This window comes from Luteolibacter sp. Y139, assembly GCF_038066715.1.
Taxonomy (GTDB): Bacteria; Verrucomicrobiota; Verrucomicrobiia; order Verrucomicrobiales; family Akkermansiaceae; genus Haloferula; species Haloferula soli.
The window spans coordinates 862,486-877,168 of the sequence record NZ_JBBUKT010000001.1 but is presented as its reverse complement, the minus strand read 5'-3'; the positions used below and the strand labels follow the sequence as shown (position 1 = coordinate 877,168).

Here is a 14,683-nt window from a genome sequence, read left to right as displayed (position 1 = left end):
GGACTATTCTGTGGCGGGAAAGAGTGGGATCTTTCATTAACTTACTTTAAAACAAGTGGTTATGACGAATTTCAAAAACCCTCTTGACCACCCGCATTTAATTCCTACTCTCAACTCCACATTCGCCGATGCACCTTTCCAAGAAAGCCGAGTATGCTCTGCGCGCCACCATCCATCTGGGTATTGCCACTGAAATGGGGCTGCCGGTCGTGTCTGGTGTCGAACTCGCGGATGCAAACCGGCTGCCCCTGAAATTCATCGAGCGCATCCTCCAGGAGCTCCGTGAAGCAGGGATCGTCGAAACCAAGCGCGGCAAGCTGGGCGGCTACACGCTCGCCACTGCAGCCGACAAGATCCGCATCGGCGATCTGGTTCGCCTGATGGACGGCCGTCTGGCTCCCATCTGCTGCGCCAGTGAATTCGCCTACCAGCGCTGCACCTGCCCGGATGAGGACCACTGCGGCCTGCGGATGCTGATGATCGACGTGCGCAACGCCATCGCCAACATCCTCGACCGCTACACCCTCGCCCAAGTGGTGGAAGTCACGCTGCGCAAGATGCGCCGCGACGGCATCGCTCCACCATTCTCCACTCACCCCGGCGTGAAGAACAGCGCCACCCCCGCCCGCGGCAAAGCCAACCCCGCGGACGGATTCCTCCAAGGACTTTCCCAACTTGTGACCGCCCCGAGCGATGAGCACCAAAGCAAATGACCGTCCGAAAACGGACACCGCCGCCCTATCAGCCGACTGGCTGGAGGTCGTGAGAAAGAAGGTCGAAGACCTGCGCTTCGGCTCCGTCCAGATCATCGTCCACGAAGGACGCGTGACCCAGGTCGAGAGTCTTGAAAAGACCCGCTTCCCGGCCAAATCCGACGAGCCTGGCTCGGCTTCTTAAACTGAAGTAACCCCATTTCCCTCCACATCGCGGGTTCCATCCGAACCCGCCACGTTTCCTGATCCAGAGACCCAACCGGACCACCGGAGGAACTCGGCGAACGGACCCAAAAGCGGTGAGAGCGCCTCGATGCGCATCCCCGTCCCGTTCCCGCATTCCTCATCGATGGTCTCTTTTTTTGCCTGCGCGGCAGCTCCCCGAGTCCCGCAACCCCTTACCAGGGGCACCGAGCCTCCCCATAGGAGCCATTTCCCGATACCATGAAAACCAACACCACCCGAACCCCGGGAGTGCGGATGATCTCCGTCGCTGCCCGTGCACCCCAATCACCGAAGACTCTGCTGCTGGCCGCGGCGGGCTTCCTGGCCTTGCCCTCGACCAGCCTTGCCTTCGACTTCTCTCCCTTCAGCGAACCTTCCGCGGAAGAGACGGCGACGTTCGACAAGCTGTGGAGCAATTTTGTCCTCTACAAGAACGACAAGAATCCGCTGCTGGAAGAGTTCAAGCTGATCGGGAAATACCAAGGGCAATATTATTGGGTGGATTCCGATCAAGGGGATGCCGATGCATGGGAGGATCGCCGCTTCCGCTTCGGCTTCGATGCGAAGATGTTTGAGAAGACCCTGGAAGTCCGCGCGACCTTCCAGAGCACGGACAATTTCGATCCCTTCTACAATGGCCTCGAGGACGCCTACGTCCGGTGGAAGCCGAACAAGAACTTCACGCTGACCGCTGGTCACATGAAGCCGCTGATCGGCTATTTCGACTGGCTCCAGTCGAGTGACCTGCAGCAGACTTTCGATAGCTCGCAGGTCTTCAACCAGCTCCGCGTGAACCGTATGCTCGGGCTCACGGCTGAGGGCAGGGTGGGGGACTTCACCTGGCAGGTGGGCGGTTATTCGAACGATAGCGACAAGGAGTTCGGCAAGTTCGGTGGTGCCTACAGCTACGGTGCCGGTGTCGGCTACGATGCCAAGGCGTGCTTCGGCTGGGAGAAGGCGGACTTCCGCTTGGATTGGATCCACAGCGATCACGACAAGGACGACCATCTCTTCACCCGCTACGATGACCTCGTGTCCGCCACCTTCTGGGCTGAGCAGGGACCATGGGCGCTGGTGGTGGAAGGCTTCAATGGCTCCGGTGGCGAAGGCAAGGACGGGGACGTCTTCGGCTTCTTCATCCAGCCGATGTACGATATCATCCCGAAGCGCCTGCAGCTTGTCGCGCGCTACAGCTACACCGATGGCGATGGTCCCGACAGTGTGATCCGCCAGACCCGCTATGAAAGCGAGGCGCCGAATCTCACCGGCGGCGGTCGTGGCGATCGTTACCAGGCATTCTATCTAGGCGCGCAGTACTTCATCTACGGCGACAAGCTGAAGCTCATGGCCGGTGCCGAATACGCCAAGCTCGATGGCGGCGGCAATGGTGGCGACTACGAAGGCACCACCTTCCTCACAGGCGTCCGCTTCTACTTCTGAAGTGCGAGCTGCTCGCCGGAACCCCCTTTCTCCAACAATGAAATCGCACGCATTGATTCCCGCCCTCCTCGCAGCGCTCATCGCTCTGCCGGGATGCAAGGAAAAGAGCCAGCAGCACGGTTCCGGCGCGGCAGCCATCGAGCTTCAGAACGTTTCCTACGATCCGACCCGCGAGTTCTACGAGGAGGTCAATGTGGCCTTCGCAAAGAAGTGGGCCGCGGAAGGCAAGGGTGAGATCAAGATCACCCAGTCTCACGGCGGCTCGGGCAAGCAGGCGCGGGCCGTCATCGATGGCCAGCCGGCGGATGTCGTGACGCTCGCGCTCTCGCTCGATATCGACATGATCGCGAAGCAGACCGGTCTGCTTCCCACGGACTGGCAAACCAAGCTCCCGAACAACAGTTCGCCCTATACTTCCACGATCGTCTTCGTCGTCCGCAAGGGCAACCCGAAGGGGATCAAGGATTGGGGTGATCTGGTGAAGGACGGAGTGGGAGTCATCACTCCCGACCCGAAAACCGGCGGAGCCCCGCGCTGGACCTACCTCGCCGGCTGGGCATGGGCGGAGAAGCAAAACGGCGGTGACCAAAAGGCCGCCCGCGAATTCATCGCCAAGCTCTACCATAACGTGCCGGTGCTCGACTCCGGCGCGCGCGGCTCCACCACGACCTTCGCACAAAACAAGATCGGCGACGTGCTCCTCTCATGGGAGAACGAGGCCCATCTGATTTCGAAACAGTTCCCGGGAGAAACCGAGATCGTCTATCCGTCATTGAGTATCCTCGCAGAGCCCCCCGTGGCAGTGGTTGAAAAAACCGCCGCAAAAAAGGGCAGCACCGAGGCGGCGAAGGCCTATCTTGAGTTTCTCTACACGCCGGAGGGACAGGATCTCGCCGGCAAGCATTTCTACCGTCCCCGCGACCCGCAGGCTGCGGCAAAGTACGCCGCCACATTCCCGAAAATCGAACTCGTCACCATCGACCACTTCGGCGGCTGGCCGAAGGCCCAGCAAACTCACTTTGCCGACGGCGGCGTTTTCGACCAGATCTACACACGATAACCCTCACCGATACTGAAACCATGAAAGCACGATACTTTATTCCGCTCGCCCTAGCCTCCCTGCTGGTGCTGCCGGGTTGCAAGAGCAAAGGAGGAGCCTCCGCTGGCGGCGAAATCGAACTCCAGAATGTCTCCTATGACCCGACCCGCGAATTCTACGAAGCGGTGAATGCCGCCTTCACGAAGAAGTGGGAGGCTGATGGCAAGGGTAAGATTAAGATCGTGCAATCGCACGGAGGCTCCGGCAAGCAGGCGCGCGCCGTCATTGATGGCCAGCCGGCGGATGTCGTGACTCTGGCGCTCGCTGGTGACATCGATGTCATCGCCAACAAGGCCAAGCTGCTTCCGGATAACTGGCAGACGAAATTGCCGGACAATAGCTCGCCCTATACCTCCACGATCGTCTTCGTGGTCCGCAAGGGAAACCCCAAGGGTGTCAAGGACTGGCCTGATCTCATCAAGGATGGCACGCAGGTGATCACGCCGGATCCAAAGACTTCGGGCGGCGCCCGCTGGAACTACCTGGCGGCTTGGGCATGGGCGGAGAAGCAATACGGCGGCGACCAGGCGAAGGTGCTGGATTACATCACCAAGCTCTTCAAGAACGTGCCGATCCTCGACACCGGTGCCCGCGCCGCGACGAATACCTTCGCGCAGAATAAGATCGGTGACGTCTTCCTGTCGTGGGAAAACGAGGCGTATCTCATTGAGAAGCAGTTCCCGGGTCAGACCGAGATCATCTACCCCTCGCTGAGTATCCTCGCGGAGCCTCCGGTGGCGGTGGTGGAAAAGAATGCGGAGAAGCACGGCAACGCTGCAGCGGCCAAGGCCTACCTGGAATTCCTCTACACGGATGAAGCCCAGGAGCTGGCCGGCCAGAACTTCTACCGCCCCCGCAAGGCGGAGATTCTCGCCAAGTTCAGCAGCAAGCTGCCGAGCATCCCGCTGGTCACCGTGGACAAGGACTTCGGTGGCTGGGCCAAGGCACAGAAGACCCACTTTGACGACGGGGGAACCTTCGACCAAGCCTACGGGAAGAAATAAGACGCAGTTTGCGGGTTTTCAGAATCGAGTTTTCAGCGAAAAGCAGCCAGACGACCGGGTGCCCCTGCTAAAAACTCCCAACTGAGAGCTGAATACTTAATGGCGAAGCAACGCGTTATTCCCGGCTTCGGCCTTTCGATGGGCATCACCATCTTCTGGCTGAGCGGCATCATCCTCATCCCGCTGGCCGCCTTGTTCATCAAGGCGGCCGGTTTGGGTCCTGCCGAGTGGTGGTCGATCCTGACCTCTCCCCGGACGCTGGCCGCCGCCCGGCTGACCTTTGGGGCCAGTGCGGCCGCCGCCTCCGTCAGCGTGGTCTTCGGCCTGCTGGTCTCGTGGGTGCTGGTGCGGTATGAATTTCCCGGAAGGAAGCTCCTCGATGCGATCGTGGATCTTCCTTTCGCGCTGCCCACCGCCGTGGCGGGCATCACGCTCACCCAGATCTACGCGCCGAATGGCTGGATCGGGAAGATCCTGTTCGAGTGGGGCATCAAGAGCGCCTACACGCCGATCGGCGTTTTCATCGCTCTGACCTTCATCGGCTTTCCTTTCGTGGTCCGCACCGTGCAGCCGGTCATGGAGGATCTGGGACATGAGTTGGAAGAAGCCTCAGCGAGTCTTGGTGCGGGTCGCTGGACCACGTTCCGCCGGGTGATTTTCCCGATGCTGGTGCCCGCGCTGATCACCGGCTTCACGCTGGCATTCGCGCGCGCCATCGGTGAATACGGTTCGGTCATTTTCATCTCGGGCAACTTGCCGATGAAGACGGAGATCCTGCCGCTGCTCATCGTGAAACAGCTGGAGCAATTCAAGTATGAGGCTGCCGCGGTCATCGCGTCCGGCATGCTGATTGTTTCCTTCGGGCTGCTCTTCCTCATCAATCTTCTTCAACGTCGCCTGAACTGGCAGACCCGCTGAACCGATGGCCTATCGTTCCGTCACCACTGAATCTGCCCCGGTCCGCTGGCTGCTCATCGGCGTCGCCTTCGTCATCCTCTCGCTGTTCCTGCTGCTGCCGCTGGCCGCGGTGTTCATCGAGGCCTTCCGCCGTGGCGCGGATGTGCTTGTGAAAGCGCTCACCGACGATGCCGCGCTGTCCGCCATCAAGCTCACGCTGATTGCGGCCTTCATCGCCGTGCCGCTCAATACGGTTTTCGGTGTATCCGCTGCATGGCTGATTACCAAATTCCGCTTCAAGGGCCGCTCGTTCCTGCTCGCGCTGATCGATTTGCCGTTCGCGGTGTCGCCGGTCATCGCGGGTCTTGTGTTCGTGCTGATGTTCGGCGCGCGCGGTTGGTTCGGGCCGTTCCTCCAGGAGAACGACATCCAGATCATCTTCGCCCTGCCGGGCATCGTGCTCGCCACGGTGTTCGTCACCTTTCCCTTCGTCGCCCGCGAGTTGATCCCGCTGATGGAAAGCCAGGGCAGCGATCAGGAAGAAGCCGCGGTTACGCTTGGTGCGACCGGTTGGCAGATCTTCCGTCGCGTGACCGTGCCCAATATCAAGTGGGGTCTGCTCTATGGTGTGCTGCTTTGCAACGCACGCGCCATGGGTGAATTCGGCGCGGTCTCGGTTGTCTCCGGCCACATCCGCGGCAAGACCAACACGCTGCCGCTGCACGTGGAGGTGCTCTACAATGAGTATCACTTCAGCGCCGCCTTCGCCTGTGCCGCGTTGCTGGCGTTGCTCGCCCTCCTCACGCTGGGCCTGAAAACCGCCGTCGAACATTTCACCGGTCACTCCGCCAAAGGCAGGCACTGACCCTTTTTTCGCTCTTCCAGCTTTCCGCCTCTTCCCATGTCCGTCTCGATCCAGTCCATCCACAAGACTTTCGGTAGCTACACGGCGCTCGATGATGTCTCGCTCGAAATTCCTGACGGCTCGTTGACGGCCCTGTTAGGCCCTTCGGGTTCGGGCAAGACGACCTTGCTGCGCATCGTTGCGGGACTTGAATACGCCGACGCTGGCAGCGGTCGCGTGCTCTTCCACGGCGAGGACGTGACGGACGTGCCAGCGGGCAAGCGCGGCGTCGGTTTTGTCTTCCAGCACTACGCGCTCTTCAAGCACATGACCGTGGCGGACAATATCGCTTTCGGCCTCACCGTGCTGCCCGGATCGAAGCGTCCCGCGAAGAGCGAGATCGATTCGCGGGTGAAGGAACTGCTTCACCTCGTGAAGCTCGATGGTCTCGACAAGCGTCGCCCGCACGAGCTCTCCGGTGGTCAACGCCAACGCGTCGCGCTTGCCCGTGCATTGGCCATCCGGCCGAAGGTGCTATTGCTTGATGAGCCCTTCGGCGCGCTTGATGCCCAGGTGCGCAAGGATCTGCGCCGCTGGCTGCGCCAGTTCCACGATGAAATCGGACTGACGACGCTGTTTGTCACCCACGACCAGGAAGAAGCGCTGGAACTCGCCGACCAGGTCGTGGTCATGCGGAACGCCCGTATCGAACAGACCGGCGTGCCGCAGGGGATCTACGATGAACCTCGTACCTCTTTCGTCTATGAGTTTCTAGGCGAGGTGAACAAGCTCGATGACGGTCGCTATGTCCGCCCGCACGAGATCGAGCTGAAGTTCGCCGCCGAAGAGGGCGTGAGCGTGGCCGGCCGGGTCAGCCATCTTTTCGTCGCCGGTCCCTTCGCCCGGCTGAGTGTGGTGCCCGAGAGCGGCAGTCGCCGTGAGATCGAAGTCTGGGCGACCCGCGAGCAGGTCGATGAGATGGCCTTGGAGAACGGCGACATCGTCGGCCTGCGTTTCCCGGAGCCGAAGCCTTCGGCCAAGGCTCAGAAGGCAGATCCGACCACTCATTCGCCGTGAAGCTGCTCCCCGGCGAGCTAGGGGAAGTGAAACGGAAACAGGTATGAGCGCTGCTCATTTTACCGCGCCTTGATGGCAAGCGGATGGGCTTTGTTTTTTTAAAAAATGGCAGTCTTCTTTTTTCTTGTACGGAGACGGATTCGCCGCACCTCACTTAGAGTATGCTCCTGTCCTTCAAAGCCTTGACGCGACGGGCAAGATCGTTCACGCCTCGTGCATGGCTAAGAAGCAAGCTCCCATCAAAGACAAGTACTCGAAGACGCAAATCCTCGATCAGATCGCTGCTGAAACCGGTCTCACCCGCAAGCAAGTGGGTTCGGTGATCGACGGTCTCGGTGCCATCATCGGTGGCCACCTCGACAAGCGCGGCGTGGGTGAGTTCGTCCTTCCCGGCCTGCTGAAGATCTCGACGGTCAAGAAGCCTGCCGTGAAGGCTCGCAAGGGCATCAATCCTTTCACCAAGGAAGAAGTCATGTTCAAGGCCAAGCCTGCTTCCACCGCCGTCAAGGTGCGCCCGCTCAAGGCGCTCAAGGACATGGTGCTCTGAGAAGCCTGAAGGCGATGGGCCACGATCGTGGCCCGTGGCATGCATCTCTTTGAGATCAATTCATGGACGGGCTTCGTTGAAGCCCGTCCAATTTGTTGTACGGCCGGGAGGTCGGCCCCAACAGGAGTTGCTGGAAAGCGATGCTCCTGCTCGTTCGCCAGTGGATGCGAGAGGGCAGTTGATGCGGGAAAGGGAGAACCGCACGGAAAAGCGCATCGTGCTGGCATCCGCGACCTCGTCCGACTTGGGCAAGAGATACGCATGATCCTCTCAGAGAGAGGATGGTGGGTAGGGCTGGATTCGAACCAGCGTAGGCGTAAGCCAGCAGATTTACAGTCTGCCCCCTTTAGCCACTCGGGCACCTACCCATTTGTATCGGCGGGGGGCGAAGAACTATGGGGCTGCCCGGCCTTTGGCAAGGGAAAATCCGCAATGTTCTTCGGGGCACCGAAGTTCTTCACCAGAGCGTGCGTCCGCCGTTCACGACGAGCGTCTGACCGGTGAGGAAAGAGGCTTCCTCGGAGGCGAAAAAGGTGACCGCGTGGGCGATGTCCGAGGGCTTTCCCCAGCGTTCCATCGGGACGGTGGCGAGGTAGCCGGCCTTGTCGCTTTCCGGCACGTCGTCGTGGCGCTCCACGGGGATCCAGCCGGGGGCGACGGTGTTCACGGTGATGCCGTGCGGCGCGAGTTCGTTGGCCATCGAGCGGCTCCAGCCAATCTGGCCGCCCTTGGCCGCGACGTAGGCGCTGAATTTCGGCATGCCGGCGTGGAAGACCTCGCTGGTGATGTTGATGATGCGGCCGGTGCGGCGGTCCTTCATCGAGGGCAGCAGCCTCTTGGCGAGCAAGAAGGGGCTCTTGATGAAGGCGTCCACCATCGATTGGTGTTCCTCCCAGGTGTAGTCTTCCAGTTCCTTCATGGGCTGGAAGGGCGTGGCATTGGCGACCACGATGTCGACCGGTCCGAACTCGCTTTCGATCTCTCCGGCCATGCGGTCGATCTCAGTTTCGTTCATGGCATCGCCCGCCACGAGCATTGCCTCGCCACCCGCGGCGAGGATGCCGGCCACCACGGCCTCGCCTTGGTCGCGGCTGGCGAAGCAATTGACGACGGTCTTGGCACCGGCAGCGGCGAGAGTCTCGGCAATCACACGTCCGAGGCCGCGGCTGGATCCGGTGACCCAGGCGACGCGACCGTCGAGGCGAAATGGCTGGTGGGAGGCGGGCATGGAAGTTGTCTAGAGACGAAGTTAGGCCCGGCCAAGTTTCAACCGTGTTTTAACCATGGAACGACATGGAATACTTTCCCAATCAGTGGGAACGGAAGGTTTGATTGCAAAATAGAACAAGGAGATGGCGAAAAATATCCAGCTTTTGAAGGGGTTGAACGCGGGTTTTGCGCCGAGATGTCTGACAAATTCGATTCGGTTTCGGGGTATTTTGCGGATGCCGTTTTTGATGCGTTTGGCCGCCATGGCGGTGCTTCTGGGGAGCTTGCCGGCGGCGGAGAAACCCAATGTGCTGTTCCTGTTCGGCGACGACCTGACGTGGAAAGGGGTCCACGCGCTGGGTCACGAGGACATCGACACGCCGAACTTGGACCGGCTTGCGGCACGCGGGACGACCTTCACCCATGTCTATAATCCCGGCGGCTGGCACGGAGCGATCTGCGTGGCGAGCCGGACCATGCTAATGACCGGCAAGCAGCTCTGGCGGGCGCGCGATGCGGAGCCGAAGCTGAATCAAGACTACGTGGCCGCCAACAAGCTGTGGCCGCAGCGGCTGGCGGCGCAGGGATATCGCACCTGCTTTTCCGGGAAGTGGCACATTGAGGCGGATCACAAGAAGGTCTTCGCAGAGATCCGGCACTTCCGGCCTGGCGGGATGGCCCCGGACGGGAAGAATGCCTATTTCCGCCCGGTCGAGGGAAAGCCGGACACGTGGAGTGCGAGCGATCCGGAGGAAGGTGGCTTCTGGACCGGCGGTGAGCACTGGAGTGCGGTGGTAGCGGATGATTTCGCGGAATTTGTGGGGGAAAAGGATGAGCGGCCGTGGTTCATGTATCTGGCCTTCAATGCCCCGCACGATCCCCGGCAGTCGCCCGGCGAGGTGCTGGATCGCTATCCGATGTCGCGGGTGAAAGTGCCGGCGAATTTCCTGCCGCTCTATCCCTACCGCGAGGCAATGGGCGCTGCGAAGGGACTGCGGGATGAGAACCTCGCGCCCTTCCCGCGTACGCCGTTCGCGGTGCAGACGCATCGCCGTGAGTATTACGCGGCGATCACGTATCTGGATGCCCAGATCGGCCGCATTCTCGACACGCTGGAGAAAAGCCCGGCGGCGGCGAATACCTACGTCTTCTTCACTGCGGACCACGGCCTTTCCTGCGGCGAGCACGGGCTGCTGGGGAAACAGAACCTCTATGACGCCAGCGTGCGGGTGCCGTTCCTCGTGGTCGGTCCCGGCGTGCCGGCGGGCAAGAAGATCGACGCTCCGGTTTATCTCCAGGACGCGATGCCGACCGTGCTGAAGCTCGCCGGCGCACCCGTGGAAGCGGACATCAATTTCCAAGACCTGCGCCCGCACTGGGAAGACAAGGGGACGGCGCGTGATGCAGTGATCGGCGCGTATATGGATCTCCAGCGGATGATCGAGCGGGACGGCAAGAAGCTGATCCTCTATCCGAAGGCCAAGGTCGCACGGGTCTTCGACCTCAAGGCGGATCCGGATGAAATGGAGGACCTGTTCGCCACGCCTGAGGGCAAGGCGCTTGCGGTGCCGCTTTTCCAGCGGCTGCTGGAGATCCAGCGGGAAAGCGGCGATCCGCTCGATCTAACGAAGGATTTCCCTGAACTCGCGGCCGGAGGAAGTGGCGAAAAATCCCGTTAATCCGGCGGTTTTCTGGTTTTCACCGCCGGGATCGGCCCTCTAGCGTGCGCGCTATGGCCATTGATGTCGCGCTCCTTTCCCGTATCTGTGAAGCCCCCGGCGCGCCGGGATTCGAAAAGCTGATCCGCGAGCTGGTGCTCAAGGAAATCAAGGGTCTCGCCGATGAGATCCGCATCGATAACATGGGCAACGTGGTCGCCTTGAAGAAGGGCCGATCCTCTGCCAAGCGCTCGATGGCTGCGGCTCACATGGACGAGATCGGCTTCATTGTCACCCACGTCGATGACAAGGGCTTCATCCGCTTCAATCCGCTCGGTGGCTTCGATGCGAAGGCGCTGACCTCACAGCGCGTGATCGTCCACGGCAAGAAGGACCTCCTCGGCGTGATGGGCGCGAAGCCAACGCACATCATGCAGCCGGAAGACCGCAACAAGCCGGCGAAGATCACCGACTACTTCATCGACACCGGCCTGCCGAAGAAGGAAGTCGCGAAGTATGTGGAAGTGGGCAATCCGGTCACGCGCTGGAGCCCGTTGTTGGAGATGGGCGAATGTGTGAATGTGAAGTCACTGGATAACCGCGTGTGCGTCTTCCTGCTGATCGAGGCACTGCGAGCGCTGGTGAAGTCGCGCAAGAAACCAGCCTACGATTTCTACGCCGTGTTCACTGTGCAGGAAGAAGTCGGCCTGCGTGGCGCGAATGTCTCCGCGCTGGAGATTAAGCCGGACTTCGGTTTCGGGCTCGATACGACGATTGCGTATGATGTTCCCGGCTCGACGCCGCAGGAACGTTGCACGGCGCTCGGCGAAGGCGCGGGCATCAAGATCATGGATAGCTCGGTGATCTGTGACTATCGCATGGTGGCCTACATGAAGCAGACTGCCGACAAGCACAAGATCCAGTGGCAGCCGGAGATTCTCGCCGCGGGCGGCACGGACACCGCCGGTCTGCAGCGCATGGTGCCCGGTGGTTCGATCGCCGGTGCCGTTTCGGTGCCGACGCGGCACATCCACCAGACGATCGAGATGGTGAACAAGAAGGACCTGCAGGCGTCGATCGACCTGTTGGTCGCTTGTGTGTGTGAGCTGGACAAGGGCGACTGGAGTTTCTGAGAAGGACGTTCCTCCCTTGCTTCCCGTGTCCATAAACTCACCTCGCCCTGCGCCTGTGACTGACGAGATGGTCGCGCAAGCGGCGGATATTCTCGCGGCCGAGGGTGCAGAAGAGGACGGAATCGGGGCGAGGGTCCTCGACCTTGCAGGGGACGAGTTACTTGCGAAGCGCTTGCGGGAATGGATCCGGGAAGTCTTCGGTCGAGTGATGTTGCTGGATGCCGGGCACCGGATTCATTTTCTGGATACCTTCTCCGTGTACACGAGCGACAGGAAGCCGGTCAGGATTCCCAATCATGCCGAACCGATCGTGGAGATTGCCACCCGCTTGGCGCAGGACCACCTCAGGCGTGGGCGGAAGGAATATGTCTATCGCATCGCGGAAGGAAGCGCCCCCGTGCGATCCGCCCTGCCGGCGATCGAACAGGGCGTATCTCTGGACGGCGCGGTGTCAGCTTCCGCCTTCAACGGGATTCCAGCCGAGGCCTATCCGGACTATCCCAAGTCGTTTTGGAAACGTCTGCTCGGGCGCTGAGTTGGCTCGAGAGATGGCCTCGCCCGGCGTTTGACCAGTTAGCAGGATTCCGCTTTGATAGCTCCACGCATGAAATCCGCCTTACCGATCTGGCTTGTTGTGATGTCGCCCTTGGCGGCGTCGCCGCAGCTTGATTTCGCGCTGGGGATCCTGGCCGAGCAGCGTGGAGACGGAAAGGCGGCGGCGGAAGCGATCGAGAAGGCACGCGCTGCCGATCCGGCCGCGTATCCGCTGGTGACCCGCGTGGCGGAACAGCATCGCGCGAATGGCGATATCGAGGGTGCCTCCACGCTTTATCGCGAGTTTGCCGCCGGCCAGCCGCAGCGGCTGGATGCGCAGTTCGCCTACGCCGATTTCCTGCGCGAGGCTTCGCCGGACGATGACTTCGCCGGGAAGATGGCGCGGGAGACCTTGGAAAAGGCGCTCGCCCGGTTTCCCGGCCAGCTTTCGATCCAGCGGCGGTTGTTCCGCATCTACGAGTCGCTGGATCAGCGCGACCGCTCGACGGCCATTTTTGAGTCGATCGCTTCATCACAGCCGGGACCGTCGGAGGTGCTGGCAGCGGTGGACATGGCCCGGACGCTTTTTCCCAAGGACGATGAGACGGCTCGTGCCAAGGTCGATGAATTGCTGAAGGGCGCTTGCCTGCGTGAGCCGGAGGACCCGGTGTTGGCGCGTGCGGCTAGCGAGCATTTCCGCACGACCGGCCGGCTGCCGGAGGCGATCGAAATGCTGGCGAAGCACGTGGAGGCGGTGCCGTCGTCGCTCGCACTGCGGACGCGGCTCGGCATCCTGCAACTCGCTGCTGAACGGGACAAGGAAGGCGAGCAAACGCTGCTCGATGTGGTCGCCATCGATAACAACCAAGGGCTCGCGCACCAGTCGCTGGCCAAGCTCTACCGGAAACAGGATCGCGCTGCGGAAGCCCGCGAGCACGGTGCCCAAGCGCTCAAGGTGAAGGGCGGTGACGTGGCCCAGTTCACCGAGCTGGCGGATGAATTTCTCAACGCGGATTTGCCCCGCGACGCGCGCCTGCTCCTGGAGAAGGCGATGTTTTACCATCCCTCCGACGCGGAGGTGGCGGTGAAGCTGGCGGTGGCGAGTCGCCGCGATCCGGAATCGCGAGAGAAGTCATCGCGGCTCTTCCGCGAGGCGGAGAGTCTTTCCGGGGAAAAGGGCCCGGCGACGGATCCCGTCTTCCTCACCGAGTTCGCCGAGTGCCTGCTGGAAAGCAAGCAGACCAAGGCGGCCGAAGACCGCCTGCGGACGGCAATCCGCACCTATCCGCCCGACAAGAAAAAGGAAACCGCCACCGCGCTGCGCCGTCTCGCGGCCATCTGGCAGGGCGAAAAACGCAACGAGGAAGGTGCCAAGGCCCTGCTCCAGCGGGCGGACGGTCTCGATCCTCGTTAGGGTTAAGGGGTTGCGGGACGCGAGGAGGTAAGGTATAGACCCGCCGCCCAGCCAGTCCCATGAAGTATTTGACGTCCCTTTTCCGCGTTCTCGCCAGCGTTTTGGCGCTGTTTTTAGCCAGTTGCGCCCACAAATCCGTGGCCACCGGTCCCGATGGCAAGCCGATCGAGGGCCAAGGCAAGTCGACCAATCCTTTCCCGCCGGGCACCTACGATCACTTCAAGGCCGAGCCGGACTACCCGAAGACGATGAAGGTCTGGAAGAACGAGGACGTGCTCGCCAAGACCAACGAAAGCAACTCGCACATCGTCATCTCGCTGCCGATCCAGCGCGGCTTCCTGATGAACGGCGACGAGGTGGCGATGGACTATCCGGTTTCCAGCGGCGTGCCTTCTCGTCCGACGCCTCCGGGCGACTACAAGATCCTCGAAAAGCTCGTCGACAAGTCCTCGAACTCCTACGGCCGGGTCTATGACGCGGCGGGCGATCAGGTGGACGGCGAAACCCCGAAGGACGTGCCGGAAGGCGGCAAGTTCGTCGGCGCGCCGATGAACTACTGGATGCGCCTGACTTGGGACGGCGTCGGCCACCACATCGGTCCGATCCCGCGCTCGCGTCGCGCGGCGTCCCATGCCTGCGTTCGCGGCCCCAGCGCCGTGATGCCGATCGTCTATGGCAAGGTGAAGCTCGGCACCGATGTGTCGGTGAAGGAGTGAACTGAGATTTCCTTTCTGAAGAAAGCCCCGTTCGCGTGAGTGAACGGGGCTTTTTCGTGCCGGCGAGCGAACTCCAGTAATCCAGTATGTATAGATACTGGAATTACTGGAGTGGCTCCTGAGGTGAGTTCAGGCCGTGACCGTTAGGAGTCCGGCGCCTGAAAATTCCGCTT

General features: G+C 61.2%; 16 protein-coding genes and 1 tRNA gene. 14 read left to right on the top strand and 3 right to left on the bottom strand.

Annotated elements, in window-relative coordinates; genetic code table 11:
• The first annotated feature begins 128 nt into the window (after nt 1-128).
• The 9 genes from WKV53_RS03710 (at nt 129) to WKV53_RS03670 (ending at nt 7,846) form a co-directional block, all read left to right on the top strand.
• Nucleotides 129-713 carry an RrF2 family transcriptional regulator gene (locus tag WKV53_RS03710; RefSeq protein WP_341403003.1) on the top strand — a complete coding sequence of 195 codons (585 nt, stop codon included), beginning with the start codon at nt 129-131 and terminating at the stop codon, nt 711-713.
• Nucleotides 694-897 (top strand): YezD family protein, encoded by a 204-nt coding sequence (locus WKV53_RS03705; protein ID WP_341403002.1) that lies wholly within the window; start codon nt 694-696, stop codon nt 895-897. The genes WKV53_RS03710 and WKV53_RS03705 overlap by 20 nt, the downstream gene beginning before the upstream one ends.
• A gap of 260 nt (nt 898-1,157) precedes the next feature.
• A complete protein-coding gene (locus tag WKV53_RS03700; RefSeq protein WP_341403001.1) occupies nt 1,158-2,378 on the top strand; it encodes a porin in 1,221 nt (406 codons plus the stop codon).
• A gap of 37 nt (nt 2,379-2,415) precedes the next feature.
• Entirely contained in the window at nt 2,416-3,438 is a 1,023-nt protein-coding gene (locus WKV53_RS03695) for a sulfate ABC transporter substrate-binding protein (RefSeq protein ID WP_341403000.1), read from the top strand.
• A 20-nt stretch (nt 3,439-3,458) separates the two neighbouring features.
• Entirely contained in the window at nt 3,459-4,481 is a 1,023-nt protein-coding gene (locus WKV53_RS03690) for a sulfate ABC transporter substrate-binding protein (RefSeq protein WP_341402999.1), read from the top strand.
• Between the two features lie 99 nt (nt 4,482-4,580).
• Nucleotides 4,581-5,399 carry a sulfate ABC transporter permease subunit CysT gene (gene cysT / locus WKV53_RS03685; protein ID WP_341402998.1) on the top strand — a complete coding sequence of 273 codons (819 nt, stop codon included), beginning with the start codon at nt 4,581-4,583 and terminating at the stop codon, nt 5,397-5,399.
• Nucleotides 5,400-5,403: 4 nt separating this feature from the next.
• Nucleotides 5,404-6,243, top strand: coding sequence for a sulfate ABC transporter permease subunit CysW (gene cysW, locus WKV53_RS03680; protein ID WP_341402997.1), 840 nt, complete (start codon nt 5,404-5,406; stop codon nt 6,241-6,243).
• Between the two features lie 36 nt (nt 6,244-6,279).
• Nucleotides 6,280-7,299, top strand: a complete 1,020-nt coding sequence (locus tag WKV53_RS03675; RefSeq protein ID WP_341402996.1) for a sulfate/molybdate ABC transporter ATP-binding protein — start codon at nt 6,280-6,282, stop codon at nt 7,297-7,299.
• A 217-nt stretch (nt 7,300-7,516) separates the two neighbouring features.
• Nucleotides 7,517-7,846, top strand: coding sequence for an HU family DNA-binding protein (locus WKV53_RS03670; RefSeq protein WP_341402995.1), 330 nt, complete (start codon nt 7,517-7,519; stop codon nt 7,844-7,846).
• A gap of 282 nt (nt 7,847-8,128) precedes the next feature.
• Here the strand turns inward: WKV53_RS03670 and WKV53_RS03665 are convergent.
• The 3 genes from WKV53_RS03665 to WKV53_RS03655 all read right to left on the bottom strand — a co-directional run bounded on the left by WKV53_RS03665 (nt 8,129) and on the right by WKV53_RS03655 (nt 9,320).
• A tRNA-Tyr gene (locus tag WKV53_RS03665) sits at nt 8,129-8,214 on the bottom strand.
• 89 nt (nt 8,215-8,303) lie between these two features.
• Entirely contained in the window at nt 8,304-9,074 is a 771-nt protein-coding gene (locus WKV53_RS03660) for an SDR family NAD(P)-dependent oxidoreductase (protein ID WP_341402994.1), read from the bottom strand.
• 21 nt (nt 9,075-9,095) lie between these two features.
• Nucleotides 9,096-9,320 carry a hypothetical protein gene (locus tag WKV53_RS03655; protein ID WP_341402993.1) on the bottom strand — a complete coding sequence of 75 codons (225 nt, stop codon included), beginning with the start codon at nt 9,318-9,320 and terminating at the stop codon, nt 9,096-9,098.
• Between WKV53_RS03655 and WKV53_RS03650 the strand changes: the two genes are divergently transcribed.
• The 5 genes from WKV53_RS03650 to WKV53_RS03630 all read left to right on the top strand — a co-directional run bounded on the left by WKV53_RS03650 (nt 9,319) and on the right by WKV53_RS03630 (nt 14,510).
• Nucleotides 9,319-10,734, top strand: a complete 1,416-nt coding sequence (locus WKV53_RS03650) for a sulfatase family protein (RefSeq protein ID WP_341402992.1) — start codon at nt 9,319-9,321, stop codon at nt 10,732-10,734. The genes WKV53_RS03655 and WKV53_RS03650 overlap by 2 nt on opposite strands.
• Before the next feature lie 53 nt (nt 10,735-10,787).
• Nucleotides 10,788-11,846 (top strand): M42 family metallopeptidase, encoded by a 1,059-nt coding sequence (locus WKV53_RS03645; RefSeq protein WP_341402991.1) that lies wholly within the window; start codon nt 10,788-10,790, stop codon nt 11,844-11,846.
• A 55-nt stretch (nt 11,847-11,901) separates the two neighbouring features.
• Nucleotides 11,902-12,381, top strand: a complete 480-nt coding sequence (locus WKV53_RS03640; protein WP_341402990.1) for a hypothetical protein — start codon at nt 11,902-11,904, stop codon at nt 12,379-12,381.
• 69 nt (nt 12,382-12,450) lie between these two features.
• Nucleotides 12,451-13,794 carry a tetratricopeptide repeat protein gene (locus tag WKV53_RS03635; RefSeq protein ID WP_341402989.1) on the top strand — a complete coding sequence of 448 codons (1,344 nt, stop codon included), beginning with the start codon at nt 12,451-12,453 and terminating at the stop codon, nt 13,792-13,794.
• 137 nt (nt 13,795-13,931) lie between these two features.
• Nucleotides 13,932-14,510, top strand: coding sequence for a L,D-transpeptidase (locus WKV53_RS03630; RefSeq protein WP_341402988.1), 579 nt, complete (start codon nt 13,932-13,934; stop codon nt 14,508-14,510).
• The last annotated feature ends 173 nt before the right edge of the window (nt 14,511-14,683 follow it).

Excerpts from the sequence above, each read along its gene's own strand:
- cysW (WP_341402997.1), top strand. The coding sequence starts at position 5,404 with ATGGCCTATCGTTCCGTCACCACTGAATCTGCCCCGGTCCGCTGGCTG.
- WKV53_RS03660 (WP_341402994.1), bottom strand. The coding sequence starts at position 9,074 with ATGCCCGCCTCCCACCAGCCATTTCGCCTCGACGGTCGCGTCGCCTGG.
- WKV53_RS03655 (WP_341402993.1), bottom strand. The coding sequence starts at position 9,320 with ATGGCGGCCAAACGCATCAAAAACGGCATCCGCAAAATACCCCGAAAC.
- cysT (WP_341402998.1), top strand. The coding sequence starts at position 4,581 with ATGGCGAAGCAACGCGTTATTCCCGGCTTCGGCCTTTCGATGGGCATC.
- WKV53_RS03695 (WP_341403000.1), top strand. The coding sequence starts at position 2,416 with ATGAAATCGCACGCATTGATTCCCGCCCTCCTCGCAGCGCTCATCGCT.
- WKV53_RS03670 (WP_341402995.1), top strand. The coding sequence starts at position 7,517 with ATGGCTAAGAAGCAAGCTCCCATCAAAGACAAGTACTCGAAGACGCAA.
- WKV53_RS03635 (WP_341402989.1), top strand. The coding sequence starts at position 12,451 with ATGAAATCCGCCTTACCGATCTGGCTTGTTGTGATGTCGCCCTTGGCG.
- WKV53_RS03700 (WP_341403001.1), top strand. The coding sequence starts at position 1,158 with ATGAAAACCAACACCACCCGAACCCCGGGAGTGCGGATGATCTCCGTC.
- WKV53_RS03650 (WP_341402992.1), top strand. The coding sequence starts at position 9,319 with ATGGCGGTGCTTCTGGGGAGCTTGCCGGCGGCGGAGAAACCCAATGTG.
- WKV53_RS03690 (WP_341402999.1), top strand. The coding sequence starts at position 3,459 with ATGAAAGCACGATACTTTATTCCGCTCGCCCTAGCCTCCCTGCTGGTG.
- WKV53_RS03705 (WP_341403002.1), top strand. The coding sequence starts at position 694 with ATGAGCACCAAAGCAAATGACCGTCCGAAAACGGACACCGCCGCCCTA.
- WKV53_RS03645 (WP_341402991.1), top strand. The coding sequence starts at position 10,788 with ATGGCCATTGATGTCGCGCTCCTTTCCCGTATCTGTGAAGCCCCCGGC.
- WKV53_RS03675 (WP_341402996.1), top strand. The coding sequence starts at position 6,280 with ATGTCCGTCTCGATCCAGTCCATCCACAAGACTTTCGGTAGCTACACG.
- WKV53_RS03710 (WP_341403003.1), top strand. The coding sequence starts at position 129 with ATGCACCTTTCCAAGAAAGCCGAGTATGCTCTGCGCGCCACCATCCAT.